Below are 23,718 nucleotides of genomic sequence, written 5' to 3'. Positions count from 1 at the left end.
GGGGCGGTCCTCCGTCAATTCGAAGCGAACCTTGGACCTGACAAGCGGACCTGAGCAGCCGATGCCGATAACGATCCTCGATCTCATCCTGCTCGGCGTGATGCTGGTGTCGGGGCTGCTCGCGATGGTCCGCGGCTTCATGCGCGAGATCCTGTCGATCGCCGCGTGGGGCGCGGCGGCCCTGGTCACGCTTTATTCATTCTCGAAGCTGCTGCCGACCGCCAAGACCTATTTCAACAACGATACCGTCGCCAGCGTCGTGGTCGTTGCCGGTACTTTCGTGGGCACCCTGCTCATCGTCTCGGTGATCACGGTCAAGATCTCCGACATGATCCTCGATTCGCGCATCGGCGCGCTCGACCGCACCCTGGGATTCCTGTTCGGACTGGGCCGTGGCCTCCTGATCGTGGTCGTCGCCTTCCTGTTCTTCAGCTGGCTGGTGCCGGACAAGCAGCGTCCGGACTGGGTCACCGGGGCCAAGTCCCGCGTGGTCCTGCAGGGAACCGGGGATTGGCTGATGTCGCTCTTGCCTGATGATCCCGAGAACACCATTTTAAAGAAATTCAAGAAGAACAAGCCGGACGACGACCAGACTGACACCGAGTCGCCCGGAGTGGGCGGCGATGGGTACAGCAAGCCTGCCCGCGACAGCTTGAAGAAGCTGATCGAGAAACCCGCGGCCAAGTGAGCCTAGCCCAGAAGAGAGGCGCGATGGACCAGCACCACGATTCTTCCGGCGAAGCCCAAATGGACTCCCACGCGGATCTGGACTTCGGACCTCAAGCCTACCTCAGAGACCCAGACCTTGACGGAGACACGCTGCGCGAAGAGTGCGGCGTGTTCGGCATTTATGGGCACAATGACGCCGCCGCGATCACCGCGCTCGGCCTGCATGCGCTCCAGCATCGCGGCCAGGAGGCAGCCGGCATCGTCTCCTACGATGGCGCGCGCTTCCACAGCGAGCGCCGCCTGGGTCTCGTCGGCGACACCTTCTCCCGCCGCGAGGTGATCGAGCGCCTGCCCGGCAATGCCGCGATCGGCCACGTTCGCTACGCCACGACCGGCGCGACCATCCTGCGCAACGTGCAGCCGCTGTTCGCCGAGCTCAATGCCGGCGGCTTCGCGGTCGGCCACAACGGCAACCTCACCAACGGTCTCACCCTGCGCCGCGAGCTGGTGCGCGCCGGCGCCATCATGCAGTCGACCACCGACACCGAGGTGATCCTGCATCTCGTCGCGCATTCCCGCCGCACCAACTTCATCGATCGCTTCATCGAGGCGCTACGCGCACTCGAAGGCGCCTACTCGCTGGTCTGCATGACCAACAAGAAGCTGATCGGCGCCCGCGATCCCCTCGGCATCCGCCCGCTGGTCTATGGCGAGCTCGAAGGCTGCCCGATCCTGGCGTCGGAGACTTGCGCGCTCGACATGATCGGCGCGCGCTACATCCGCGACATCGAGCCGGGCGAGGTCGTGATCTTCGACGAGACCGGCGCGCACAGCCACAAGCCGTTCCCGCCGAAGCCGGCGCGTCCGTGCGTGTTCGAATACATCTATTTCGCGCGGCCCGATTCCGTGGTCGGCGGCCGCTCGGTCTACGAGGTACGCAAGGCGTTCGGCGCGCAGCTCGCGCGCGAGAGCCATCCCGACGTCGACGTCGTGGTGCCGGTGCCGGACTCCGGCGTGCCGGCGGCGATCGGCTACAGCCAGCATTCCGGCGTGCCGTTCGAGCTCGGCATCATCCGCAATCACTATGTCGGCCGCACCTTCATCCAGCCGACCCAGGCGATCCGCGAATCCGGCGTGCGCATGAAGCACTCGGCCAACCGCGCCGCGATCGAGGGCAAGCGCATCATCCTGATCGACGACTCGCTGGTGCGCGGCACCACTTCGCGCAAGATCGTACGCATGATGCGCGACGCCGGTGCCACGGAGGTGCATTTCCGCCTCGCCTCGCCGCCGATCCTCTATCCCGACTATTACGGCATCGACCTGCCGGACCGTGGCGGCCTCTTGGCGGCGACGCATTCGCTCGAGGAGATGCGCGAGCTGATCGGCGCGGATTCGCTGGCGTTCCTGTCGATCGACGGCATGTACCGCGCCATGGGCGAGCCGGCCCGTGATCCGGCCGCACCGAAATACTCCGACCACTGCTTCACCGGCAGCTATCCCACCCACCTCACGGACCAGGCGATGGTCGAGTCGACCCAGCATCAGCTGTCGCTGTTGGCCGAGGCGAGCTGAGGTTCTTTCCACACGCAGTCATTCCGGGGCGATGCGCAGCATCGAACCCGGAATCCCGAGCTTGCTGATCCCCGTATCATCTCCAGATTCCGGGTTCGAGGCCTGCGGCCTCGCCCCGGAATGACGATGCGTCGTGAGCTGTCGTCCCGGCCAAAACCGGGACCCATCATCGCCAGCCGTCCTTGGCGGGCAGGACTAGCCACAGACAGCCAACTCCCTCATAACCGCCGCGGAGTATGGGTCCCGGCTTTCGCCGGGACGACGACGTCAGAGATTTGCGACCATGACCCTTCCCCTCGCCAATCGTATTGCCCTCGTCACCGGCGCCTCGCGCGGCATCGGCCATGCGACCGCCCGCGCGCTCGCCCGCGCCGGTGCGCATGTCATCGCCGTTGCCCGCACCCAGGGCGGGCTGGAGGAGCTCGACGACGAGATCCGGAAAGACACCGGCAACGGCGCCACCTTGGTGCCGCTGAGCATGACCGACAGCGACGGCATCGCCCGGCTCGGCGCCGCGCTGCACGCGCGCCACGGCAAGCTCGACATTCTCGTCGGCAATGCCGCCGTGCCCGGCCCGTCGTCGCCGCTCGGCCATATCGACCTGAAGCCCTGGAACGACGTCGTCGCCGTCAACCTCTCCGCCAACTTCCAGCTGATCCGCTGCATGGAGCCGCTGCTGAAGGCCTCCGACGCCGGCCGCGCGGTGTTTCTCACGTCAGGCGCCGCCCACAAGGCCCAGGCCTATCTCGGCCCCTACGCGGTCACCAAGGCCGCGCTGGAGACGCTGGCACGGGTGTGGGCGCACGAGACCGAGCGGACGCGGCTGCGCGTGAACCTGTTCAGCCCAGGCCCGATCCGGACCCGCATGCGCGCCACGGTGTTCCCCGGCGAAGATCCGATGACGCTCGAAACGCCCGATCAGGTCGCCGAGTTCATCGTGCCGATGTGCCTGCCGTCGTGGACCGAGACCGGCAAGCTCTACGAGTACAAGACGCGCACCCTGAAGAGCTTCCAGCCGCCGGCGTAGCCCTGCGCAACCACCGTCATTCCGGGGCAAGGCCGCAGGCCTTGAGTCCGGAATCTCGTTGTTATCTTGCGGTCGGATTGGCGGCAGCCGAGTTCGCCGCGGAAGGCTTGGCCGCCGCAGCCTTGTCCGCAGACGCCTTCGCCGCAGCCGGCGCCTGGCGATCGCGCACTGCCGTCAGCTCCTTGCGCAGCTTCTCCTGCTGCTCCGGCGTCAGCACCGGGCGCTGGTCGTCATGCGGCACGTCGTTCACCGGGAGATAGTTGTACGTATTGCCGTACTGCGCCGTGTCGGACGATGGCGTCGTGCCCGAGGTCGCGCAGCCGCCGAGCAGCACGGACGTCAACAGCGCCGCGCTCCCCAGCGCTGAACGCAAGGTCACGTGCCACGTCAATCGCAAGCAGGCCCGGCGGAAGTTCATCGGGCGGCCGCCGCCATCGTGCGCGTGGCCCCCTGCGCCGTGATGCCGTGCTCGTTGGACTGCAGCCCCGGCAGGCTCTTCACCCAGGGATAGCCGCGCTGGCCCATGTCGTGGCCGCGATCGAACAGCGCGGTCATGTAGGTGCGATCGAACGGGCCGTCGGCCTTGACCTGGAAATCGGCCGGCACGCTGGCGAGGTTGAAGTCGATGCCGTTGAACTTCGCCACCGAGTAGATGCGGTAGATGTCGCCGATGCCCTGGTTCTTGATCAGGGTCGACAGCGAGCGCTGCGTCACCGAGAGCACGTCGGCGCCGACGCTGTCCCATTGCGGATCGATGCGGGCGTTACGAATGACGTAGAGATGTGCGCCGCTCACGCTCCTGCGCGGGCCGCGGCCGGAGACGAGGCGCAGCACCGAAGGTCCGATGAAGACCTGCCGGGTGACGCCGCCGTCGACATGCAGCTCGTCGTAGTCCTTGTCGCCGATCCGCACCTTGATGCGAACCGGGGCGAAGGCGCCCGGCACGGTCGCGGAGGCCAGCAGCACCTGACGGAACAGGGCGATCGCCTCGGGCGTATCGGCTGCTGCGATGCGGCCCATGTCCCACAGCACCGGACGCTGCGCATCGAGATTGGTGGTGCCAACCAGCAGCACCCGGCCCTTGCTGCTCTCGCGCGCAACGTCGCGGAGAAACTCGCGATCGACATATTTCTCGATCAGCCGCGACAGCGGCGTGTTGTCGGCCAGCGCCGAGCCCTGGAGCAGGCCGGGAACGTTGACCGTGAAAATGTCTTTGCGCTCATAGGCGGTGAAGATCTCGCGCAGCTTGTCGTCGTGCTCGCGCCCCAGGAAGACGAACGGCGCGATCAGCGCGCCGGAGCTGACGCCCGTCACCATGTCGAACGACGGCCGGTTCCCGGCCTCGCCCCAGCCGGCCAGAAGCCCGGCGCCGAACGCACCGTTCTCGGCACCACCGGAGATCGCGAGGAAATTCAGCGGACGCGAGATCGGGATTTCGGCCGACGCGCGCGACATCGCGGCCTCGGCAAAGCGCGGCGCCGGCTCATCACCCCAGTAGCGGACGTTGCGGAAGCCGACCGGGTCGGCGCTGACGGCAGCCGCTTCCGGCAGCGCGTTGCGCGGCATGATGGCTGCGCAGGCCGCCAGCAACAGCGACGCGGCGAACGCGAGCAGGATACGCGGGACAAGCGCGCGGAACGAGGCGGCAGACTTCATCGCGACGCTTGCTGCTCCACGCTTGCGATCTCCGGCGACGGCTGCCGCGCGTCGGGCCTGGCCTCGTCGGCGCCCTTGTCAGTCCAGCCCGGCGGCAGGCCCAGGCCGGCACCGACAAAGCCCTTCAGGCCGGGGAAGCGTCCGTACTGCTCACATGCGGCATATTTGGGAGCGCCACCCAGCTTGGCCGGCACGCTCGACACCGAAGGCAGCGAGGCCAGCGACGGGACGCCTGAGAACGGCGACTCGCCGGTCGACACCAACTTGGCGAAGTCGGCGCCGAACTCGGAAGCGAGGTCGTAGGCGTCGCCGTCATTGGCCATCCGCGCATTGGAGACCGAGTTGGCGCCGCGCGCCCACACCATCGCGGCCTTCTGGAAGCCGGCAAAGTCGCGCGCCTCGGCCTCGACGGACAGCGTGCCGAGCCCGACCGGCAGCCGGGGCACCGGCACGGGAACGCCCGGCAGCGCGACGCTCTTGGCGATGGACGCCGCCTGCGAGGCTGCCGATGCGGTCGCGTTGGTCGCCGTGGCATGGGTGACGGTCGCCTTGACCGTCAGATCCGCCTCCTCGCGGGGTCCGACGATCTGGAATCGCTCGCTGAGACGCAGGCACATTTCGCGGCTGATGACGTTGGCCACCAGCTTGCGCTCGTTCTCGTCGAGGGCGATGTCGGGACGCGGCGGAAACGCGGTCGGCTCGATCCGGATCGTCTTGGCCTCGAGCAGCTCCTTCTTGTTGGCCTTGATCTGCGCGCGCGTCACCAGGCCGTTGGCATCGGCGAGGCGATCGTAATTCTTGAGCGAGCCGGCCCGCTCGAGCGGAGCAGTGGCGCAGCCGGCCGTTGCCAGCGCCAGGGAAATCAGGGCCGTCGACTTCAGCGGAGCGAGACGCATCGTAGCGGGGAGACCCATTGATAGATAGCTCACTCTAATTAAGTCTCACAAGCAGCAGCGCTTGTCCAACTAAACTAGATCCAATTCTCTAGATTAGAGCGGCGAGAAATATTATTTTATATTACAAGCAGTTGGCGGAAACGACGAATGTGGCGAGAGTTGGCCCGACGGGACGCGCGATGAGAAAGGTCGATCCGGTCAAGCACGAGCAGAAGCGCCAGGGGATTCTCCAGGCCGCCCTGTCGTGCTTCGTCAGGAACGGATTCCACGGCGCCAGCACCACCGACATCTGCGCTGCGGCGAAGATCAGCCCGGGCCACCTCTATCATTACTTTCCCAGCAAGGAGGCGATGATCCAGGCGCTGGTCGAGCAGAATCTGAGCCACGCTGCATCGCGCCTCCAGGCAATCCTGGCCTCGCCCGACGTGATCGACGCCCTGGTGCAAGAGCTCGAGAGCGCCAGCATTCACCAGCCGCAGGCCCAGGTCCTCAGCGCCGAGGCCTTGGCCGAGGCCTGTCGCAATGCCGACTTTGCCGCCATCGTCCACGCGCATGCGCGCGCGATGCGGGCGCTGCTGGTCGACTTCCTCACCAAGGCACAGGGCCGCGGCGAGGTCGATCCCCGCCTCGATCCGGAGGCGACCGCGAACATCCTGTTCGTGATCGTCGACGGCGCACGTGCGCTGCCGATCCGCAATCCGGCGGTCGATATCAAGCAGAGCAGTGAGCATCTGCGGCTCATGCTGACGCGCTTTTTGCGGCCGCCCAAGTTGCGGACGCCGCCGAAAAAGGAAGCGGTGGAGCAGGCGCCGGTCTGAGCCTGCCGATCGGCGTCCCCCCGCGCGATTGACACTCCGCCATGCTCGCGATTGACTGCGCTCATAAGCGGATGACCGCAGCACATATCGGGGAGGACGGTATGACGCGAGCACGACGCGGACGCGCGACAAGGCCTGCCCTGGTCATTCTGCTGTTCGCCGTTGCGGCCGGCAACGTCCTCTTCTCTCGCGGCACCAGCGCCGCAGCGGAGGTGCCCGCGTTCGCGGTCGAGCCGTCCTGGCCGAAGCAGCTCCCCAACAACTGGATCCTCGGCCAGGTCGGCGGCATCACGGTTGATCACCAGGGCCACATCTGGGTCATTCACCGGCCGCGCTCGCTGACCGACGACGAGAAAGGCGCCACGCTCAATCCGCCGCGATCGAAATGCTGCATGCCGGCGCCCCCGGTGCTCGAATTCGATACCGACGGCAATCTCTTGCGCGCCTGGGGCGGCCCGGGCCCGGGCTATGAATGGGTCGGCCGCGAGCATGGCATCGAGGTCGACGAACGCGGCTTCGTCTGGATCGGCGGCAATGCCGACAATGACAACGCCATCCTGAAGTTCACGCTCGATGGCAAGTTCGTCGCTCAGATCGGAACGATGGCGCCGAGCAAGGGCTCCAACGACACCACCCAGCTCGGCAAGCCCGCGGAGACAGCGATCGACAAGGAGGCGAACGAGATCTACGTCGCCGACGGCTACGGCAACCGCCGCGTCATCGTGTTCGATGCCACCACCCTCGCCTACAAGCGGCATTGGGGAGCCTACGGCCATGTCCCTGATGATGCCAAGCAGCCACCGTATGATCCCAAGGCACCGGTCGCCCAGCAATTCGGCAATCCCGTACACTGCGTGAAGATCGCCGATGACGGTCTCGTCTATGTCTGCGACCGCATCAACGACCGCATCCAGGTGTTCAGGAAGGACGGGACATTCGTGACCGAATGGTTCTTCGAAAAGAACACGCTCGGCAATGGCGCGGTGTGGGACATCGCGATCTGGCCGGATCCGAAGCAGACCTACCTGCTGTCTGCCGATGGCGAGAACAACGAGATCCGCATCATCAGGCGGGATGACGGCAGCGTGGTTGGCAGCTTCGGCCACAATGGCCGCAATGCCGGCCAATTCCATTGGGTGCACGCGATGGCTGTCGACCGGCAGGGCAACGTTTATACCGCCGAGGTCGACACCGGTAAGCGCATCCAGAAATTCCGGCTGACCTCGGACGCCCTGCGTTAACGCTCAAGCGAAACGCACAAACCTTGCGCGCGTCTCGCGCCTTTTGGCGCATTGCCGCAACTCACAAGACCGGCTATCCAGGGAGACCGACGGCAAAGGGCGCCCAAGAAGCCCCGCCGTGACACGACACCAGGGAGGACTTCGATGACAACGTCTCATACGCGGCGGATGGCCGCGTTGCTTGCTGCCACCACGCTCAGCTTTGCCGGCTCCGCCTTCGCCGACGACAAGGTCGTCAAGATTGGCGTGCTCAACGACATGTCCAGCCTGTATGCCGACATCGGCGGGCCCAACTCGGTCGCAGCCGTCAACATGGCGGTCGAGGATTCAGGCCTGAAGGCCAAGGGCTGGACCATCGAGGTCATCAGCGGCGACCACCAGAACAAGCCCGACGTCGGCGTCAACATCGGCCGGCAGTGGATCGACACCCAGAAGGTCGACGTGATCATGGACACGCCGAACTCCGGCGTGGCGCTGGCCGTCTCCAATCTGGTCAAGGAGAAGAACTCGATCCTCCTGAACTCCGGCGCGGCCACTGCCGACCTCACCGGCAAGGCCTGCAACGCCAACACCATCTCCTTCACCTACGACACCTACATGCTCGCCAATGGCACCGGCAAGGCGCTGACCAAGGCCGGCGGCGACACCTGGTTCTTCCTCACCGCCGACTACGCCTTCGGCCATGCGCTGGAGCGCGACACCTCCGCAGTCGTGACCAGCAGTGGCGGCAAGGTGCTCGGTTCGGTCAAGCATCCGCTCAATACCGCGGACTTCTCGTCCTTCCTGCTGCAGGCGCAATCGTCGAAGGCCAAGGTCATCGGCCTTGCCAACGCCGGCGGCGACACCACCAACTCGATCAAGCAGGCTTCCGAATTCGGCATCGTCCAGGGCGGCCAGAAGCTCGCCGCGCTGTTGTTGTTCGTCAACGACGTGCATGCGCTCGGGCTCAAGGTCGCGCAGGGCCTGACCTTCACCGAGTCGTTCTACTGGGACCTGAACGAGCAGACCCGCGCCTGGTCCAACCGCTTCCAGAAGCTGTCACCGAAGGGCACGATGCCGTCGATGACGGTGGCCGGCGTCTACGCCGGCGCGCTGCACTACCTGAAGACGCTCGAGGCACTCGGCGGCAATCCGCATGACGGCGCCAAGGTCGTGGCCAAGATGAAGGAGATTCCGACCGACGATCCGCTGTTCGGCAAGGGCCCGCTGCGCGCCGACGGCCGCCGCCTGATCCCGGCCTATCTGTTCGAGGTCAAGAAGCCCGAAGAGTCCAAATATCCGTGGGACTACTACAAGCTGATCGCCAAGATCGCGCCTGAGGATGCCGCCAAGCCGCTCGAGGCCAGCGAGTGCCCGCTGGTGAAGAAGTAAGCCGATAGCTCCGATGCGGGATGCGGTGGATTAGCATCGCGTCCCGCCAGTGCCGCTGCGCAGACGATACGACATTCGCTGCGCAGAATCACGTCATCGTCAGCGCAGCAGACTCGCGAGGCGGCCGATGCCTTCCTCGATCACGGCCTCCTCGGGCAGCGAATAGGACAGGCGGATCGTGTTGGTGCCGCTGCCGTCGTGGAAGAAGGCTGCCCCGGGAACGAACGCCACCTGGGCCTGATTCATGGCCCGGTCGAGCAAGGCGGCACCGGACACGCCGTCCGGCAGGGTGAGCCAGACGAAGAACCCGCCGTCGGGGCGCGTCCACCTCGCTTCTGACGGCATCTGTGCCTCGAGTGCCCTCAGCATCGCATCGCGCTTGAGCCGATAATGCGCGCGCGCCCGTGCGATCAGCCCGGCATGCCCTCCGTCTTTCACGAGCCTGTGCATCACGATCTGATTGATCGCTGACACGTTGAGGTCGCTCGCCTGCTTGATGAGGACGAGACGGCTGATGATGGCGCGCGATGCACAAACCCAGCCGATGCGCAGGCCCGGCGCGACCGTCTTCGAGAACGTTCCGAGATGGATGACGCGGGAAGCATCGAGCGAGCCGCGGCGACGGACGTCCAACGACTGCAGCGACGGCATCTCGTCGCCGTCGAAACGCAAGGCAGAATAGGCGCTGTCCTCCAACACCGGCACGTCCAGCTCGCCGGCGAGATCCAGGACATCGGCGCGCGCCGAACGCGACAACGTCTCACCGGTCGGATTGGCAAAGTCCGGCACGACATAGACGAACTTCACGCGCGCCCCCGCAGCTTCTTTCGCGGCTTCGTCCGCGTAGGAGGCCGGGGGGCGGTTCGCAGCGCGTGGACCGATCGAATCGTAACGCGGCTCGTAGGCCGAAAAGGCCTGCAGCGCGCCAAGATAGGTGGGAACGGTGACGAGCGCCGTATCCGCGGGCGTGAGCAGCAGCTTGCCGAGAAAATCGAGCGCCTGTTGCGATCCCGCGGTGACGAGGATGTTGTCTGGCGAGGCCGCTATGCCCTGCGTGGTCATGTGCTCGGCGATCCACTGGCGAAGCGGACCGTAGCCCTCGCTGACGGCATATTGCAGAGCAGCGGAAGCCACGTCGGGCGACGCCAGCGCAGCGGCATAGACCTGCGCCGCCGCTGCTACAGGAAACAGCGCGGGATCGGGGATGCCGCCGGCGAACGAAATCATGCCGGACCGCTCCAGCACCTTGAGCAGCTCGCGGATCTCCGATGCCTTCATGCGATCCGCGCGGCGCGCGTAGACGGGCTTCCAGCTCACCAATATTCCTCCCGTGATCCGGCTATTTATGTCAGCACTATTGACCTATTTTGAAGCGTGCGCAATCCCCGTCCCGCGAGAGCGCGAGAGCTGCATCGGTGGGGTCAGGGGATGAGAACCTTCAGGCCGGCGCGCTACTCTAGCTGCTCTTTGCCGAGGACAGCGTCCGCACCGCAATCAGGAGAGCGACGATCAGCAACGCCGACGCCAGCAGGAACGGCGCGCCGGGTAGATGCGCCGGCGCGGCCGCTCCGATGAAATAGGCAAAGGTCAGCGTGAACAGGAAGGGACCTGCGAGCTGGGCCACGCTCTGCACGCTCGACGTCGCGCCCTGTAGCTGGCCCTGCCTGTCCGGTGGGACGAGGCGGGTCATCAAAGCCTGCATGGCCGCGCCCGAGACGCCCCACAGCGCCATCACGGGAATGCCGAGCCAGCTCAACGGCCCGGTCGGCGCAAGGCCGAAGATCAGGAAGCCCACCGTCCCCGCGGACAGGCCGAGCATCAGCGCGCCGCGCTCGCCGAGCAGGCGGACGATCAGCCCCACCGCCCCGCCCTGCACCACCATGGCGCAGATGCCGACCATCGCCAGCGTCAGCCCGACCGTGCGCGTATCCCAGCCATAGCGATAGGTCGCGTAGAGCACGAAGGTCGACGGCAGCACGACATGAGCGAGCTGGGTGATGAAGTTGACGACCGACAGTCCGCCGAGGATGCGATCCGAGCGCAGCAATTGCAGCGCGCCGAGCGGGCTCGCGGCTCGCCATCGGAACGGACTGCGCCGCTTTGACGGCAGCGATTCCGGTAGCACCAGAAGTCCGTACAGCGCGTTGGCGAAGCTGAGCGCGGCTGCAGCCCAGAACGGCAGCCGCGGGTCGATGTCGCCGAGCAGGCCGCCGGTGGCAGGACCGAGCACGAAGCCCGCGCCGAACGCCGCGCCGATGCGCCCGAAGATCGCCGCACGCCGGTCGGGCGGCGTCAGGTCAGAGATGTAGGCGAAAGCCGTCGAGATGCTGGCCGAGGTGACTCCGGAGATCAGGCGCCCCACGAACAGCCACGCGAGCGACGGCGCCAGCGCCATCAGCACGTAGTCCGCGGCCAAGCCGAAGTTCGACAGCAGGATCACCGGCCGCCGGCCGAAGCGGTCGGACAGGCTGCCGAGCACCGGCGAGAACACGAACTGCATCAGCGCCCAGGCGGTGCCGAACAGGCCGAAGATGCGCGCCGCCTGCGCAGTGTCGTTGCCCACGAAGCTCTCGATCAGCTTCGGCAGGATCGGCATGATCAGCCCGAGCGCGAGCATGTCGAGCAGGATGGTGACGAAGATGAAGGCGACGGCGCCGCGGCGTGGGGCCGGCGCATCTTCTGTCGCGATGCTCGGCGGGCTTGCTTCCATGGCCGGACCGCTTCCGCTGACGCAACTGATCAGTTCGGCCGCTTGCGCTTGTGCGCGAACGGGTTGGCCTTCTCGCGCAGGGTGATGCGCACCGGCGTGCCCGGCAGCTCGAAGGTCTCGCGCATCGAGTTGGTGAGATAGCGCAGGTACGATTGCGGGATCGCGTCGGCCCGCGAGCAGAACAGCACGAAACTCGGCGGTCGCGCCTTGGTCTGGGTGATGTAGTTCAGCTTGAGCCGGCGGCCCGACACCGCCGGCGGCGGGTTGTCGGCGATCGCCTGCTCGAACCAGCGGTTCAGCGCCGCGGTCGGCACGCGCCGGTTCCAGATCGCGTAGGCTTCGACGATCGCCTGCATCAGCCGGTCGATGCCCTCGCCCATCAGGCCCGACACCGCCACGATCGGCGCGCCCGCGACCTGCGGCAGCCAGTGGTCGGCATCGCGGCGCAGCATCGAGATCTGGCCGGGGTTGCCGTCCATCAGGTCCCATTTGTTGACGGCGATGACCAGCGCACGCCCCTCGCGCTCGATCAGATCGGCGATGCGCAGATCCTGCTCCTCGAAGCGGTTCTGCGCATCCATCATCAGCACGACCACCTCGGCGAAGCGCACCGCACGCAGCGCATCGGCCACCGACAGCTTCTCCAGCTTCTCCTCGATGCGCGAGCGCCGGCGCAGACCTGCGGTGTCGAAGATGCGGAAGCCGCGGCCCTTCCACTCGATTTCGACCGCGATCGAATCGCGCGTCGTACCGGCCTCGGGACTCGTGAGCAGCCGCTCCTCGCCGAGCAGATGGTTGATCAGGGTCGACTTGCCGGCGTTGGGACGGCCGACGATCGCGACCCGGATCGGCCTGTTGGCGCGTTCCTCGTCGGTCTCCTCGTGCTCGTCCTCCTCATCGTCCGTGGGCGGCACGAGCTTGCTGACGGCGTCATAGAGCTCGCCCATGCCCTCGCCGTGCTCGGCCGAGATCTGGATGGGATCACCGAGGCCGAGCGCGTAAGATTCCATGGCGCCGAGCTCGCCATGCTTGCCCTCGCTCTTGTTGGCGAGCAACAGCACCGGCTTGTCGGCGCGGCGGGCGAAATCGGCGAAGGCGCGGTCGGCGGGCGTCAGGCCGATGCGGGCATCGATCACGAAGAACAGCGCGTCGGCGAGCGCGATCGCGGTCTCCGTCTGCTCCTGCATGCGCGCGGTCAGCGAGCCCTTCGGCCCCTCGTCGAGGCCGGCGGTGTCGATGATCGTGAAGTTGAGATCGAACAGCTTAGCTTCGCCCTCGCGGCGGTCGCGCGTGACGCCCGGCATGTCGTCGACGAGCGCCAGCTTCTGCCCGACCAGACGGTTGAACAGGGTCGACTTGCCGACATTGGGCCGGCCGATGATGGCGATGGTGAAGGGCATGATGATCCGTGCGCGTGAGCGCGCAGCTTTAGCGCATTCGGCCGCAAAACCGAACGGGCGATCCGCCGATTCGCAGGTGAGATTAACGGCTGAAGGAGCCGCTCGGCATCGGCGCCGGGAAGCCGCCGCCGGATCGCTGGGCCGCCGGCTGCTGCGCCGGGGCAGCATCATCCGGCGGTGGTGCCGTGGTGCGGCGGCGCACGATCTTCTTGGGCTTCGGTGCCGGCGGAACGGCGGCAGCGCCCTCCTCGACCGCGGCAGCCTCGCCATCCTGCGGATCGGCCGTCGTCGGGTTGTTCACGGCCGCCTGCCGCCGGCCTTTTCTGCCCTTGGGCTCCTCCACCGGAGGCGCCGGCGGCGTAGCCGCCTGAGCGCCCGGGTCGGTCATCGGCTGCTGCTGCGCACCCTTGTAGAGTTCCTTCGGCACGCCCTGCTCGAGACCCGGCACGCCCTCCGGGAACACCGGCTTGCGGTCGCCCGGCAGCTTCTTCTTGGTGTCCAGGAAGTCGAGCATGTCCGAGGGGTCGAAACTTCCCCCGCTCGCGCAGCCGCCCAGCACGCCGGAAAGCGCAATGAGGACCGTCAGGGCAATGGCACGTTGGGGGCGGCGCATGATCGTCGTTCCAATCAACTCGGTTTCGCCATCGCGAGGTCCGCGATCAGCTCTTGGCGACTGCAGGCAACAGCGCCTGCAGCGCTTCGGCGCGCGAGCGCAGGCCCGGCGGGGTCTCACCATCCAGCGCAATCATGTCGAGCCATTGACGGGCCGCCGCGGCATCATTGGCCTTCCACGCCGACAGCGCCAGCAATTCGCGGGCGGCGTGGCGGAACGGCGCGCCGGGCGCCGTTTCGCCTTCGAGGCGCTGCTTGAGGTCGGCGTAAGGCGCCGTGTCGGCCAGCAGGCCGGCCGCGCGCAGCCGCGCCATCGACTGCTGCTCGGCCCCGATGCTGCGGTCGGCGGCGAGTTCGTCATAGAGCTTCACGGCAGCCGCCTTGTCGCGCATCGCGGCCTCGGCGGCCTGGTGGAAGCGGGCCAGCATGCGGTATCCCGATGGGGCCGTGGCCGCGACATCCGCAAAGGCCTTCTCCGCCTCGGCATGCTTGTTCTGCTCGGAGAGTTCGAGGGCCTTGTTGAAGGCCGAGCCGGCTTCGGCCGCCTTCTGACCCTCGAGATACTGGTAGCCGCGCCAGCCGCCGACGCCGGCGATGATCAGCACGGCAATGGCGATGATCAAGATCGAGTAGCGGTCCCACAGCTTCTTGAGCTGTTCCCGACGGACCTCCTCGTCTACTTCATCAATGAATTCAGACACCTAAGGACATCCCGTCAGGTTCGCTGCGAGCGCGCGCGCATGGGTTTGAAGTGCCGCGCGAGCGGCCCGTTGCCCGCGCGCCGGCGCCGATACCGCATCGGCATGGCGGTGGCAAGGCGAGTCCAGCCGAATCAAGGCGTTACTCCCCGGTTCTGCCACAAGGTCCGAACGCGGCTATCACGCCGTCAAGGCCTCGCGCAACTGCCGTTTCATCACCTTGCCGTTGGCGTTGCGCGGCAAAGGGTCCACGGTCACGGTCAGGGTTTCCGGGACCTTGTAATCCGAGACCCGCTCGGCGCACCAGCTGCGCAGGGCTTCGGCGCTCATCGGCTCGCGGGTCACGACCACCGCGTGCACCCGCTCGCCGAGCACCGGACATGGCCGGGCGATGATCGCGCTCTCGACCACCGCCGGGTGGCTCGCCAGCACCGATTCGACCTCGGCCGAGTAGATCTTCAGCCCGCCGCGATTGATCATGTCCTTCTGCCGGTCGAACACCCGGACGAAATTGTCGGCATCGATCGAGCCGAGGTCGCCGGAGTGCCAATAGCCGGCAGTGAAGCTCTCGGCAGTGGCCCTGGGATTGTTCCAGTAACCCTTGATGACCTGGCCGCCGCCGATCCAGATCTCGCCGATCTCGCCACGTGGCAGCTCTCGCCCCTGCCCGTCCATCACCAGGATGCTGGCGCCCGGACACGGCAGCCCGACGCTGTCGATCTGACGGGCGGTGAGATCAGGCGGCATCAGGGTCGCCGGCGAGGTGGTCTCGGTCGAGCCATAGGCGTTGACCAGCCGCAGGCCGGGAACCTTGGCTGCGAGCTTCTCGATGGTCGCGACCGGCATCGGCGCGCCGCCGAAGCCGCCGATGCGCCACGACGACAGGTCATGACTGTCGAAGTCGCGCTGCAGCAGGCAGAGATTGTACATCGCCGGGACCATGACCGTGTAGGTCACGCGCTCGCGCGCCGCGAGCTTCAGATACTCGCCGGCCTTGAACTCCGGCATGATGATCAAGGTGCCGGCGCAGCGTGCCATGCTGGTGATGTTGGCGACGACGCCGGTGACATGGCCGAGCGGCACGGCGGCGATCGAGCGGTCGGCGGGCGTCAGCCCCAGGCACGCCTCGTAGATCATCGAGGAGTGCACGATGTTGCAATGGGCGAGCATCGCGCCTTTCGGCCGGCCAGTGGTGCCGGAGGTGTAGAGGATCATCGCAGTGTCCTCTTCAGTCACCTCGACGTGATTTTCGTGCGCAGCATGATCGGCCAGCGCTGCAAAATCCGACCGCGCCGGACGATCATCGACGGCAATGCGCCCCGCCAGCTCCGGCGTTTCCGCAGCGGCCGGCAACCGGTCCGCCAACGCCGCCTCGTGCAGCAGCAGCCGGGCGCCGCAATCGTTCAGCACATAGGCGATTTCCGGCGTCTGCTGCCGGGTCGACAGCAGCACCGTGATCAGCCCGAGCTTGGCCGCAGCAAACAGCGTGAGCACGAATTCCATGCGATTGCCGAGCAGCACCGCGAGCCGGTCGCCCTTCTGCAATCCCCTCGCCTGCAGCCCGCCGGCGATCCGCGCGGCGGTCTCGGCGACCTCGCGCCACGACAGCCGCACGGCCCCGTAGACCAGCGCCTCGCCGTCGCCGTTGCGCTCCACCGCTTCTTCGACCATGGCCCAGATGTTCGCGGGCCGCTCCGTGAACAACGGAACCACGCGATCGCCGAAACGGGCTTCGCGCCGCATCGGCGGCGTTACATAGGTCGACCAGTCCATGGAGTTTCCCCGAGCTTGGCTTCTTGTCGTTGTTCGCCGCGATGCGGACCAGCCTGAAACATAGCCAAGGGATGACGCGCTTGGCTATCTCCGCCAGCGCCGGCGATTCATCCCGTGACGCCGCGCGCACCACCGCGCCAACGGGACGACCAAGCGAGAGGCGCCCATCAGGTCTTTGACCTCATTCCGTAGACATGTTCCGCCGCCGGAAACGCACGGGTACGCACGTCGGCCGCGTAGCGTTCGATCGCCTCGTCGATCGCCGGACCGAGATTGCCGTAGCGGCGGACGAATTTCGGCGCCCGCGGCGACAGGCCGAGCATGTCCTCCAAAACCAGCACCTGGCCGTCGCAGGCGACGCTGGCGCCGATGCCGATGGTGGGGATCGCGATCTGCTGCGTGATCTTGCGCGCCAGCGGCTCGGCCACGGCCTCGATCACCACCGAGAACGCGCCAGCCTGTGCGATCGCCGCAGCGTCGTTCTCGATCGCAGCCCAATCCGCCTCGTCGCGGCCCTGGGCCCGGAACGAGCCGAGCGTATTGATCGATTGCGGCGTCAGGCCGACATGGCCCATCACCGGAATGCCGCGCTCGCTGAGGAAGGCCACCGTCTCGGCCATCCGCGCCCCGCCCTCGAGCTTGACCGCGCCGCATTGCGTCTCCTTCAGGATCCGCACCGCCGCATGAAATGCCTGCTCCTTCGTGGCCTCGTAGGAGCCGAACGGCATGTCGACCACCACCAGCGCCTGGCGCGAGCCGCGCATCACGGCGCAGCCCTGCAGGATCATCATTTCCAGCGTCACCGGCACGGTGGTCTCGAAGCCGTGCATCACATTCCCGAGGGAATCGCCGACCAGGATCACATCGCAATGGCGATCCACCAGCGCCGCGGTATGGGCGTGGTAGGACGTCAGCATCACGATCGGCTCGCCGCCCTTGCGGGCGCGGATCTCGGGAGCCGTCTTGCGGCGGACGGTCGACTGCACCGACATCGCTAACCTCCGATGACAGGAATGCCGAGCACGACAGGATGGAACGCGAAGGCCAGCGCGGCATAGACGATGATGCCGACCACCACCGCGATGACGTCGTTGCCGACGCCGCCGACCGGAATCGGCGGCCCGCCGGCATCGGCGCGACGCTTCAGCGAGATGCGGTCGAACACCGCCCAGGCCAGGATCGAGCCGAACAGGATGATGCCGCCAAGGTCGCCATTGCTGAGCAGGTGGCCGAACGCCCACAGCTTCACGCCCGCCAGCATCGGGTGCTTCAGCACGGTGTAGATGCGGCCGCGGATATGGGCGGCGACGATCATGATCACCGCCGGCAGCATCAGGGCGAGATTGATGTGCTTGAGCGCCTTCGGCGGCGTCCACACCTGGATCCAGCCGCCGCCATGGCGGTACTCGGCAAAGCCCCAGACAATCAGGGCGAGGCCGGCGAGCGCCACCACGGTGTAGACGAGCTTGTAGGTGCTCTCGCCCAGCCGTGCGATGACCTGCGCGCGCGCCCCGCGCCGGGTCGTGAACACATGGGCGCCGAGAAACAGCACCAGCCCCACCACCATCACCAGAAGTCCCACGGCGTCCCCCTTCGCATGCACACGACCTGTACGTGGGCATCGGTATCATTTCCGGGGGCGGCCTCGCAACGTGGCGCGGAGACCGTCTGCAAGCCGCACGCTGCCGATTCGCCATCACACATCGTCATTCCGGGGCGACGCGTCAGCATCGAACCCGGAATCCCGAGATTGGTTTGCGTTCTTCGCAACCATATCGAGATTCCCCGCTGCGCAATCGCCCAGCTGAGGTTCGCACGCGTTGCGTCCGTCCCGAATGATCGGTGGGTGGGGTTCGCGCCGTGCGAGACGGCGCGGCAGGGCGCTATTGCCGCTCCGACGTGTTCTTCAAATCCCGGTTGTCGACATAGCGGATCGCGATCGGCCGCCCCGCCAGCGCGCCGCCGAGGCCTTTTGTGAACTTCAGCGGCAGGCAGCCGTCGAGCGAGGCATTGATCGCCTTCAGATAGGTCGCGCGCGCGTCGGCCGGCGCGCCTGAGGTCACGAAGGTCACGCGCGGCGGCGAGATCATCTCGCCGGTCCGCTTGAAGCTGAAGCGCACCGTCATCTGCATCCCCGCGCGGGCGCTGTCCTCCGGCGGCGGCGTCCAGCACGCGCGCAGCGCCGCGAACAGATCGCCGATCGTGTCGAGATCGTGATCCGGCTTCTGATATTTGGCTTCCTGATCCTTGGCGGGCCGGCTCTCGATCGTGAGTTGCAGGTTCTGGCCATAGGGATAGTTCATCTCGGGAATACAGGGCCACGGCCCGAAGACGCTGCAGAACGACGGCGTGCACGGCTGCTCGTCGAGCACGCTGCACGGCGTGTGCGCGAACGGCACCGGATTGATCTGCTGGCGGCGCGCGTCGGCGGCGGCCGGAGCGGCCACCATCAGCAGGAGGAGCACGACGACACGGAGCATGGGACTCTCGGAGTGGGATGAAATCCAAGTTGGATCCCGATCGCAGAACTCGCAAGCTCAATCCCGTTCACGTCTGCGCGTTCCCGCATCGCGAACGGCCCTCGACCGTAACAGCGGAACTCGGCTAGAACACGGCAGGATGCGACAACAAACGGACGCGACGATGAGCCACAGCGAGACCGTGATCAACGTCATCAACCCGAACATGACGGTGACGATGACCGAATTGATCGCCAAAGCGGCCCAGGCCAGCGCAAGCCCGTCGACGCGGATCGTCGGCCGCACCGCGCGGTTCGGCGCCGCCTCGATCGAAGGCCATTACGACGAGGCGATTGCCGCGGTCGGCATGCTCAAGGAGGTCGAGGCCGGAGACGCAGAAGGTTGCCACGCCCATGTAATCGCCTGCTTCGGTGATCCCGGCCTGCTTGCCGCGCGCGAATTATCGGCTGTGCCGGTGCTCGGCATCGCTGAAGCGGCGATGCATGCGGCGAGCTTCGTCGCCACCCATTTCAGCATCGTGACCACGCTGTCGCGCACCAAGGTGATCGCCGAGCACCTCGTGCGCAATTACGGCATGGAGCAGCATTGCCGCAGGGTGCGCGCGGTCGACGTTGCCGTGCTCGATCTCGACAAGCCCGAGGCCAATGTCCGCGGCACGCTGCTCGGCGAATGCCGGGCGGCGCTGCGCGAGGACGGTATCGGCGCCATCGTGCTCGGCTGCGCCGGCATGGCCGATCTCGCGCACGACCTCTCCACCGAGCTCGGCATTCCCGTGATCGACGGCGTCGCCGCCGCGGTGCGCTTTGCCGAGGCGCTGGTCGGGCTCGGGCTGAAGACCTCGAAGCACGGCGATCTCGCCTTCCCACTGCCGAAGGTGCGGACGACGCTCTGAAGCCGGTCGACTACCTGATCGGGTAGTTTCGAAACCGCTTCGGAGACGCCAAATTGGGACCAGACCCATTCTGGAGCGTCCCATGTCCGATCCGTCCGCCCTCGTCTCGCTATCGTCGGCATTGACGACCGCCGTCGCGCAAGCCGCGCCTGTGGTCCTCACCGTCTCCTCGCACCGCAGCCGCGCCACGGGCTTCGTCTGGAAGCCGGGCCTTGTCGTCACCGCCGACGAGGCGCTGGCGGACGAAGGCGAAATCGTGCTCGTCTTTGCCGATGGCACGCAAAGGCCGGCCACGGTGGCGGGCCGCGACCACACCACCGACATCGCCCTGCTCCGCTTCGATGGCGGCACTGCGGGACCGGCCCAACTCTCCGGCGAGATGCCCGCGCTCGGCTCGCTCGCGGTCATCGCCGCTGCCGAGCACGGCACGCCAACGGCCGCGCTCGCGATGGTGTCGAAATCCGCCGGTCCCTGGCGCAGCCTGCGCGGCGGCGACATCGATGCGCGCATCGAGCTCGACACCAGGCTGCGGCACAGCGCCGAAGGCGGCCTGGTGCTCAACGCCGACGGTCATGCGATCGGCATGGCGGTGCGCGGCCCGCGCCGCACGCTCGTCATTCCCGCGGCCACGATCGAACGGGTCGCCAGCAAGCTCGAGACGCATGGTCGCATCGCTCGCGGCTATCTCGGCGCCGGCCTGCAGCCGGTCCGGCTCGACGATGGACTCGGTGCGATGATCATGAGCCTCGACAAGAGCGGCCCGGCCACGGCCGCCGGCCTGCGCCAGGGTGACGTCATCACCGCTATCAACAAGGAGCCGTTCAGGGGCATGCGCGCGATGATGCGCGAACTCGGTCCGGACAGCGTCGGCGCCGTTGTCGAGGTCGCAGCGCTGCGTGCCGGCGAGCCGGTGCAGTTCGCCCTGACCATCGGCGAGAGGCCGGCGTGAGCGAGGAGGCGCGCGCGCCGATCAGGATCGCGATCGCGGTCGACGATGCCGAACTGGCCGACCGGCTGGCGGCGCTGCTCGGCGATGTCACGGGCCTGACGCTGGTCGCGCCCGGCGAGAGCGCCGACGTCGCCGTCGCGCCGTTGCATGGCAGTGATGAGGCGCGCAGCGGCGACGACAGGATCGACGGCCAGGCAATCGATGATTTTCAGCTCACCGCGCGCGAGCGCGACGTGCTGGCGCTGATGGCCGAGGGCTGCTCCAACAAGGAGATCGCGCGCAGCCTCGGCATCTCCGTGCACACTGCCAAATTCCACGTCGGCTCGCTGCTCGACAAGCTCGACGCCACCGGCCGCACCGATGCGGTCGCGCATGCCGCGCGGCGCGGAATCATCGAGCTGTGATGCCGGCGGATTGGCGCAAGAAGTTCCGCGTTCGCCGCCGCCGAACTACTTGCGCAAGCCGCTCATCACCCGCGGCAACAGCGCCGCAGCCAGCATGCGATAGCCGTCCGGCGTGAGGTGCTGGCCATCGACCTGATGCGGCAGGCCACGGAACATGCCGTTCTCGACCATCACGACCTTGATGCGGCGCTGCGCGGCCTTGGCCATGATGGCGCTGATGCTGCTGGCGCGCTGGTCGCCGACCCCTTTGCGGGCGTCGTTGCCGCCGGGCTGCAGCACCAGGACGCGGGTTGATCCATCGACCGCGCTGTCGAAGCGGGACAGCATCCCGGCGGTCGTATCACCGTTGATGCCGGCGTTGGCGACGCTCACCCGAACGCCCTTGCCGTGGAGCATGGCCTCGAGCTGGGCCGGAAAGTCCTCGCCGCGATTGACGCCCTTGCCGTAGGTGTTGCTGGCGCCGAGCGCGACGACCTCGGCCGCATCAGCCGTTGCGATCGTCGCCGACGCAAGTCCACACACAGCGAACAGTGCAATCATCTGCCGCCGCACAAGACGGCCAATCGATCCCGCCGGCATTTCCTTCTCCCTCGCCTGTTTATGAGAGGAAGACTAGCGCGCCGATGACCTGACGAAAAGTGCGCGGCGTTACCGGGTATCATCCCACAGCAACGGCGAGGCTCGCGGTGAGGGAGCGCATGTCTTTTCGTCATTCCTGGCGCCCGCAGGGCGAGCCGAGATTCCATCGGGCGGCGGAACAAGAGGCGAAATGGATTGCGGACTCATCGCTGCGCGATGCCCCGGAATGACGAGAGAGTGTCGGGCGGCTACGCCTTCTTCTTCACGTCCTTGACGTTGGAGAACACGATGCCTTCGGCGCGCTCCTTGGTGTAGCCGAGATAGAACTCGTTCTTGGCCAGGAACACCGGATCGCCGTCGACGTCGTCGGCGACGCCGGAATTGTTGGCGGCGATGAACGCCTCCAGCTTCTTCTTGTCGTCGCAGGAGATCCAGCGCGCCAGCGAGAACTCGGAGATTTCGAATTCGACGGGCAGCGAATACTCGGCATCGAGCCGCGCCTTGAGCACGTCGAGCTGCAGCGGGCCGACCACGCCGACCAGCGCCGGCGCACCGTCGCGCGGACGGAACACCTGCACGACGCCCTCCTCCGACATCTGCTGCAACGCTTCCTTCAACTTCTTCGCTTTCATCGCATCGGTGAGGCGGACGCGACGAACGATTTCCGGGGCGAAGCTCGGCACGCCGACGAAGGTGAGATCCTCGCCCTCGGTCAGGGTGTCGCCGATGCGCAAGCTGCCATGGTTGGGAATGCCGACGACGTCGCCGGCGAAAGCTTCGTCCGCGACCGAGCGGTCCTGGGCGAAGAAGAATTGCGGGCTCGACAGCGGCATGGTCTTGCCGGTGCGTACCAGCTTCGCCTTCATGCCGCGGTTGAGCTTGCCCGAGCACAGCCGCGCAAACGCGATGCGGTCGCGGTGGTTGGGGTCCATGTTCGCCTGGATCTTGAACACGAAGGCGCTCATGCGCGGCTCGGCGGCGTCGACCTTGCGCAGGTTCGACTCCTGCGCGCGCGGCGACGGCGCGTAGCGGCCAAGGCCTTCGAGCAGATCGCCGACGCCGAAATTGCGCAGCGCGCTGCCGAAATAGACCGGCGTCAGGTGGCCCTCGCGAAATGCCTCGAGGTCGAACGGCTTGCAGGCTTCCTTGACCAGCTCCAGCTCGTCGGTGATCTGACTCATGTCGAGATTGGCGTTGATCTTGCCGAGCTCGGCGATGTCGATCTGCTGCGCCGCGCCGGTCTTGGCACCGCCGCCTTCGAGCAGGCGCACGCCGCCGTCGCGGATGTCATAGGTGCCGATGAAGTCGCGGCCGCGGCCGACCGGCCAAGTCATCGGCGTGGTGTCGAGCGCCAGCGTCTTCTCGATCTCGTCCAGGAGATCGAAGGTGTCGCGACTCTCGCGGTCCATCTTGTTGATGAAGGTGATGATCGGGATGTCGCGCAGGCGGCAGACCTCGAACAGCTTGCGCGTGCGCGCCTCGATGCCCTTGGCGGCGTCGATCACCATCACGGCCGAGTCGACCGCGGTCAGCGTGCGATAGGTGTCTTCGGAAAAGTCCTCGTGGCCCGGCGTGTCCAGCAGGTTGAAGACGAGCCCTTCGAACTCGAAGGTCATCACCGAGGTCACGACGGAGATGCCGCGCTCGCGCTCGATCTTCATCCAGTCCGAGCGGGTGTTACGGCGCTCGCCCTTGGCCTTGACCTGGCCCGCGAGATTGATGGCGCCACCAAACAGCAGCAACTTTTCCGTCAGCGTCGTCTTGCCGGCGTCCGGATGCGAGATGATGGCAAAGGTGCGCCGGCGCGCCACCTCGTCGGACAAGGCGGTGCGGGCGGGCTGTTCGGTCGTGACGGCAGTATCGGACATGAGGCGGCAGGCGTCGTTTCAGGCCAGAGAGCGGGCGATTTACGGGAAAGGCGCGGGATCTCGGCCGCCGCGCGCCCTCCATATAGGCGTTTTGCACCGC

At 66.7% G+C, this 23,718-nt stretch carries 23 protein-coding genes; 9 read left to right on the top strand and 14 right to left on the bottom strand.

What is annotated here, in order from left to right; translation table 11 throughout:
* Positions 1 to 61: 61 nt before the first annotated feature.
* The 3 genes from QX121_RS24085 (at position 62) to QX121_RS24075 (ending at position 3,271) form a co-directional block, all read left to right on the top strand.
* Positions 62 to 688, top strand: a complete 627-nt coding sequence (locus tag QX121_RS24085) for a CvpA family protein (protein ID WP_315739453.1) — start codon at positions 62 to 64, stop codon at positions 686 to 688.
* Positions 689 to 747: 59 nt separating this feature from the next.
* Positions 748 to 2,244: an amidophosphoribosyltransferase gene (gene purF / locus QX121_RS24080; RefSeq protein ID WP_315739370.1), complete on the top strand. Its 1,497-nt coding sequence runs from the start codon at positions 748 to 750 to the stop codon at positions 2,242 to 2,244.
* A gap of 283 nt (positions 2,245 to 2,527) precedes the next feature.
* On the top strand, positions 2,528 to 3,271 hold the full coding sequence (locus tag QX121_RS24075) for an SDR family NAD(P)-dependent oxidoreductase (RefSeq protein WP_315813218.1): 744 nt from the start codon (positions 2,528 to 2,530) through the stop codon (positions 3,269 to 3,271).
* Between the two features lie 61 nt (positions 3,272 to 3,332).
* Here QX121_RS24075 and QX121_RS24070 read toward each other — a convergent pair whose 3' ends face one another.
* From QX121_RS24070 to QX121_RS24060, 3 genes are read right to left on the bottom strand one after another with little or no spacing between them, the layout of a single operon-like run.
* The gene (locus QX121_RS24070) at positions 3,333 to 3,650 is read right to left on the bottom strand and encodes a hypothetical protein (protein ID WP_315739368.1); all 318 of its coding nucleotides are present in this window, start codon (positions 3,648 to 3,650) and stop codon (positions 3,333 to 3,335) included.
* A gap of 35 nt (positions 3,651 to 3,685) precedes the next feature.
* The gene (locus QX121_RS24065; protein ID WP_315777463.1) at positions 3,686 to 4,927 is read right to left on the bottom strand and encodes a patatin-like phospholipase family protein; all 1,242 of its coding nucleotides are present in this window, start codon (positions 4,925 to 4,927) and stop codon (positions 3,686 to 3,688) included.
* Positions 4,924 to 5,841: a DUF3313 family protein gene (locus tag QX121_RS24060; RefSeq protein ID WP_315813217.1), complete on the bottom strand. Its 918-nt coding sequence runs from the start codon at positions 5,839 to 5,841 to the stop codon at positions 4,924 to 4,926. Before QX121_RS24060 ends, QX121_RS24065 begins: the two co-directional genes overlap by 4 nt.
* Positions 5,842 to 6,002: 161 nt before the next feature.
* Between QX121_RS24060 and QX121_RS24055 the strand changes: the two genes are divergently transcribed.
* The 3 genes from QX121_RS24055 to QX121_RS24045 all read left to right on the top strand — a co-directional run bounded on the left by QX121_RS24055 (position 6,003) and on the right by QX121_RS24045 (position 9,253).
* On the top strand, positions 6,003 to 6,641 hold the full coding sequence (locus QX121_RS24055; protein ID WP_315813216.1) for a TetR/AcrR family transcriptional regulator: 639 nt from the start codon (positions 6,003 to 6,005) through the stop codon (positions 6,639 to 6,641).
* A 101-nt stretch (positions 6,642 to 6,742) separates the two neighbouring features.
* On the top strand, positions 6,743 to 7,882 hold the full coding sequence (locus QX121_RS24050) for a hypothetical protein (RefSeq protein ID WP_315777461.1): 1,140 nt from the start codon (positions 6,743 to 6,745) through the stop codon (positions 7,880 to 7,882).
* 144 nt (positions 7,883 to 8,026) lie between these two features.
* Positions 8,027 to 9,253 (top strand): ABC transporter substrate-binding protein, encoded by a 1,227-nt coding sequence (locus QX121_RS24045; RefSeq protein WP_315777460.1) that lies wholly within the window; start codon positions 8,027 to 8,029, stop codon positions 9,251 to 9,253.
* A 99-nt stretch (positions 9,254 to 9,352) separates the two neighbouring features.
* Here QX121_RS24045 and QX121_RS24040 read toward each other — a convergent pair whose 3' ends face one another.
* From QX121_RS24040 to QX121_RS24000, 9 genes are all read right to left on the bottom strand, one after another.
* The gene (locus QX121_RS24040) at positions 9,353 to 10,573 is read right to left on the bottom strand and encodes a PLP-dependent aminotransferase family protein (RefSeq protein WP_315813215.1); all 1,221 of its coding nucleotides are present in this window, start codon (positions 10,571 to 10,573) and stop codon (positions 9,353 to 9,355) included.
* Between the two features lie 136 nt (positions 10,574 to 10,709).
* Positions 10,710 to 11,963, bottom strand: coding sequence for a TCR/Tet family MFS transporter (locus QX121_RS24035; RefSeq protein ID WP_315813214.1), 1,254 nt, complete (start codon positions 11,961 to 11,963; stop codon positions 10,710 to 10,712).
* A gap of 29 nt (positions 11,964 to 11,992) precedes the next feature.
* Positions 11,993 to 13,363 carry a ribosome biogenesis GTPase Der gene (der, locus tag QX121_RS24030; RefSeq protein WP_315739359.1) on the bottom strand — a complete coding sequence of 457 codons (1,371 nt, stop codon included), beginning with the start codon at positions 13,361 to 13,363 and terminating at the stop codon, positions 11,993 to 11,995.
* Between the two features lie 82 nt (positions 13,364 to 13,445).
* Positions 13,446 to 13,976, bottom strand: a complete 531-nt coding sequence (locus QX121_RS24025) for a hypothetical protein (RefSeq protein WP_315813213.1) — start codon at positions 13,974 to 13,976, stop codon at positions 13,446 to 13,448.
* Positions 13,977 to 14,022: 46 nt separating this feature from the next.
* A complete protein-coding gene (locus tag QX121_RS24020; protein WP_315739356.1) occupies positions 14,023 to 14,676 on the bottom strand; it encodes a tetratricopeptide repeat protein in 654 nt (217 codons plus the stop codon).
* 177 nt (positions 14,677 to 14,853) lie between these two features.
* Entirely contained in the window at positions 14,854 to 16,446 is a 1,593-nt protein-coding gene (locus tag QX121_RS24015) for a class I adenylate-forming enzyme family protein (RefSeq protein WP_315813212.1), read from the bottom strand.
* A 167-nt stretch (positions 16,447 to 16,613) separates the two neighbouring features.
* Positions 16,614 to 17,438 carry a 3-methyl-2-oxobutanoate hydroxymethyltransferase gene (panB, locus tag QX121_RS24010; protein ID WP_315813211.1) on the bottom strand — a complete coding sequence of 275 codons (825 nt, stop codon included), beginning with the start codon at positions 17,436 to 17,438 and terminating at the stop codon, positions 16,614 to 16,616.
* 2 nt (positions 17,439 to 17,440) lie between these two features.
* Complete coding sequence (locus QX121_RS24005; protein WP_315813210.1) at positions 17,441 to 18,028, bottom strand: NnrU family protein; 588 nt, start codon at positions 18,026 to 18,028, stop codon at positions 17,441 to 17,443.
* 301 nt (positions 18,029 to 18,329) lie between these two features.
* Complete coding sequence (locus QX121_RS24000) at positions 18,330 to 18,926, bottom strand: hypothetical protein (protein WP_315813209.1); 597 nt, start codon at positions 18,924 to 18,926, stop codon at positions 18,330 to 18,332.
* A gap of 163 nt (positions 18,927 to 19,089) precedes the next feature.
* Here QX121_RS24000 and QX121_RS23995 point away from each other — a divergent pair, with 163 nt between their 5' ends.
* The 3 genes from QX121_RS23995 to QX121_RS23985 all read left to right on the top strand — a co-directional run bounded on the left by QX121_RS23995 (position 19,090) and on the right by QX121_RS23985 (position 21,171).
* Entirely contained in the window at positions 19,090 to 19,818 is a 729-nt protein-coding gene (locus tag QX121_RS23995) for an aspartate/glutamate racemase family protein (protein WP_315780409.1), read from the top strand.
* Between the two features lie 82 nt (positions 19,819 to 19,900).
* Positions 19,901 to 20,767, top strand: coding sequence for a S1C family serine protease (locus tag QX121_RS23990; RefSeq protein ID WP_315813208.1), 867 nt, complete (start codon positions 19,901 to 19,903; stop codon positions 20,765 to 20,767).
* A complete protein-coding gene (locus QX121_RS23985; RefSeq protein WP_315813207.1) occupies positions 20,764 to 21,171 on the top strand; it encodes a helix-turn-helix transcriptional regulator in 408 nt (135 codons plus the stop codon). Before QX121_RS23990 ends, QX121_RS23985 begins: the two co-directional genes overlap by 4 nt.
* A 45-nt stretch (positions 21,172 to 21,216) precedes the next feature.
* On the opposite strand, the gene QX121_RS23980 is transcribed toward QX121_RS23985, so the two are convergent.
* On the bottom strand, positions 21,217 to 21,750 hold the full coding sequence (locus QX121_RS23980; RefSeq protein ID WP_315813206.1) for a GDSL-type esterase/lipase family protein: 534 nt from the start codon (positions 21,748 to 21,750) through the stop codon (positions 21,217 to 21,219).
* Between the two features lie 248 nt (positions 21,751 to 21,998).
* Positions 21,999 to 23,618: a peptide chain release factor 3 gene (locus QX121_RS23975; RefSeq protein WP_315813205.1), complete on the bottom strand. Its 1,620-nt coding sequence runs from the start codon at positions 23,616 to 23,618 to the stop codon at positions 21,999 to 22,001.
* Positions 23,619 to 23,718: the final 100 nt, after the last annotated feature.

The sequence above is a fragment of the Bradyrhizobium sp. SZCCHNR2028 genome (assembly GCF_032380995.1).
Taxonomy (GTDB): Bacteria; Pseudomonadota; Alphaproteobacteria; order Rhizobiales; family Xanthobacteraceae; genus Bradyrhizobium.
Note: the sequence above shows the minus strand (reverse complement) of the source record. Positions and strands in the feature narration are given on the sequence as shown.

What these genes read in the sequence shown, in the direction of transcription:
- QX121_RS23990 (WP_315813208.1), top strand. Translation starts at nt 19,901, where the DNA reads ATGTCCGATCCGTCCGCCCTCGTCTCGCTATCGTCGGCATTGACGACC.
- QX121_RS24085 (WP_315739453.1), top strand. Translation starts at nt 62, where the DNA reads ATGCCGATAACGATCCTCGATCTCATCCTGCTCGGCGTGATGCTGGTG.
- QX121_RS23975 (WP_315813205.1), bottom strand. Translation starts at nt 23,618, where the DNA reads ATGTCCGATACTGCCGTCACGACCGAACAGCCCGCCCGCACCGCCTTG.
- QX121_RS24050 (WP_315777461.1), top strand. Translation starts at nt 6,743, where the DNA reads ATGACGCGAGCACGACGCGGACGCGCGACAAGGCCTGCCCTGGTCATT.
- QX121_RS24035 (WP_315813214.1), bottom strand. Translation starts at nt 11,963, where the DNA reads ATGGAAGCAAGCCCGCCGAGCATCGCGACAGAAGATGCGCCGGCCCCA.
- QX121_RS24055 (WP_315813216.1), top strand. Translation starts at nt 6,003, where the DNA reads ATGAGAAAGGTCGATCCGGTCAAGCACGAGCAGAAGCGCCAGGGGATT.
- QX121_RS24075 (WP_315813218.1), top strand. Translation starts at nt 2,528, where the DNA reads ATGACCCTTCCCCTCGCCAATCGTATTGCCCTCGTCACCGGCGCCTCG.
- panB (WP_315813211.1), bottom strand. Translation starts at nt 17,438, where the DNA reads ATGTCGGTGCAGTCGACCGTCCGCCGCAAGACGGCTCCCGAGATCCGC.
- QX121_RS24025 (WP_315813213.1), bottom strand. Translation starts at nt 13,976, where the DNA reads ATGCGCCGCCCCCAACGTGCCATTGCCCTGACGGTCCTCATTGCGCTT.
- QX121_RS23995 (WP_315780409.1), top strand. Translation starts at nt 19,090, where the DNA reads ATGAGCCACAGCGAGACCGTGATCAACGTCATCAACCCGAACATGACG.
- QX121_RS23980 (WP_315813206.1), bottom strand. Translation starts at nt 21,750, where the DNA reads ATGCCGGCGGGATCGATTGGCCGTCTTGTGCGGCGGCAGATGATTGCA.
- QX121_RS24060 (WP_315813217.1), bottom strand. Translation starts at nt 5,841, where the DNA reads ATGGGTCTCCCCGCTACGATGCGTCTCGCTCCGCTGAAGTCGACGGCC.
- QX121_RS24065 (WP_315777463.1), bottom strand. Translation starts at nt 4,927, where the DNA reads ATGAAGTCTGCCGCCTCGTTCCGCGCGCTTGTCCCGCGTATCCTGCTC.
- QX121_RS24000 (WP_315813209.1), bottom strand. Translation starts at nt 18,926, where the DNA reads ATGCTCCGTGTCGTCGTGCTCCTCCTGCTGATGGTGGCCGCTCCGGCC.
- purF (WP_315739370.1), top strand. Translation starts at nt 748, where the DNA reads ATGGACTCCCACGCGGATCTGGACTTCGGACCTCAAGCCTACCTCAGA.
- der (WP_315739359.1), bottom strand. Translation starts at nt 13,363, where the DNA reads ATGCCCTTCACCATCGCCATCATCGGCCGGCCCAATGTCGGCAAGTCG.
- QX121_RS24045 (WP_315777460.1), top strand. Translation starts at nt 8,027, where the DNA reads ATGACAACGTCTCATACGCGGCGGATGGCCGCGTTGCTTGCTGCCACC.
- QX121_RS24015 (WP_315813212.1), bottom strand. Translation starts at nt 16,446, where the DNA reads ATGGACTGGTCGACCTATGTAACGCCGCCGATGCGGCGCGAAGCCCGT.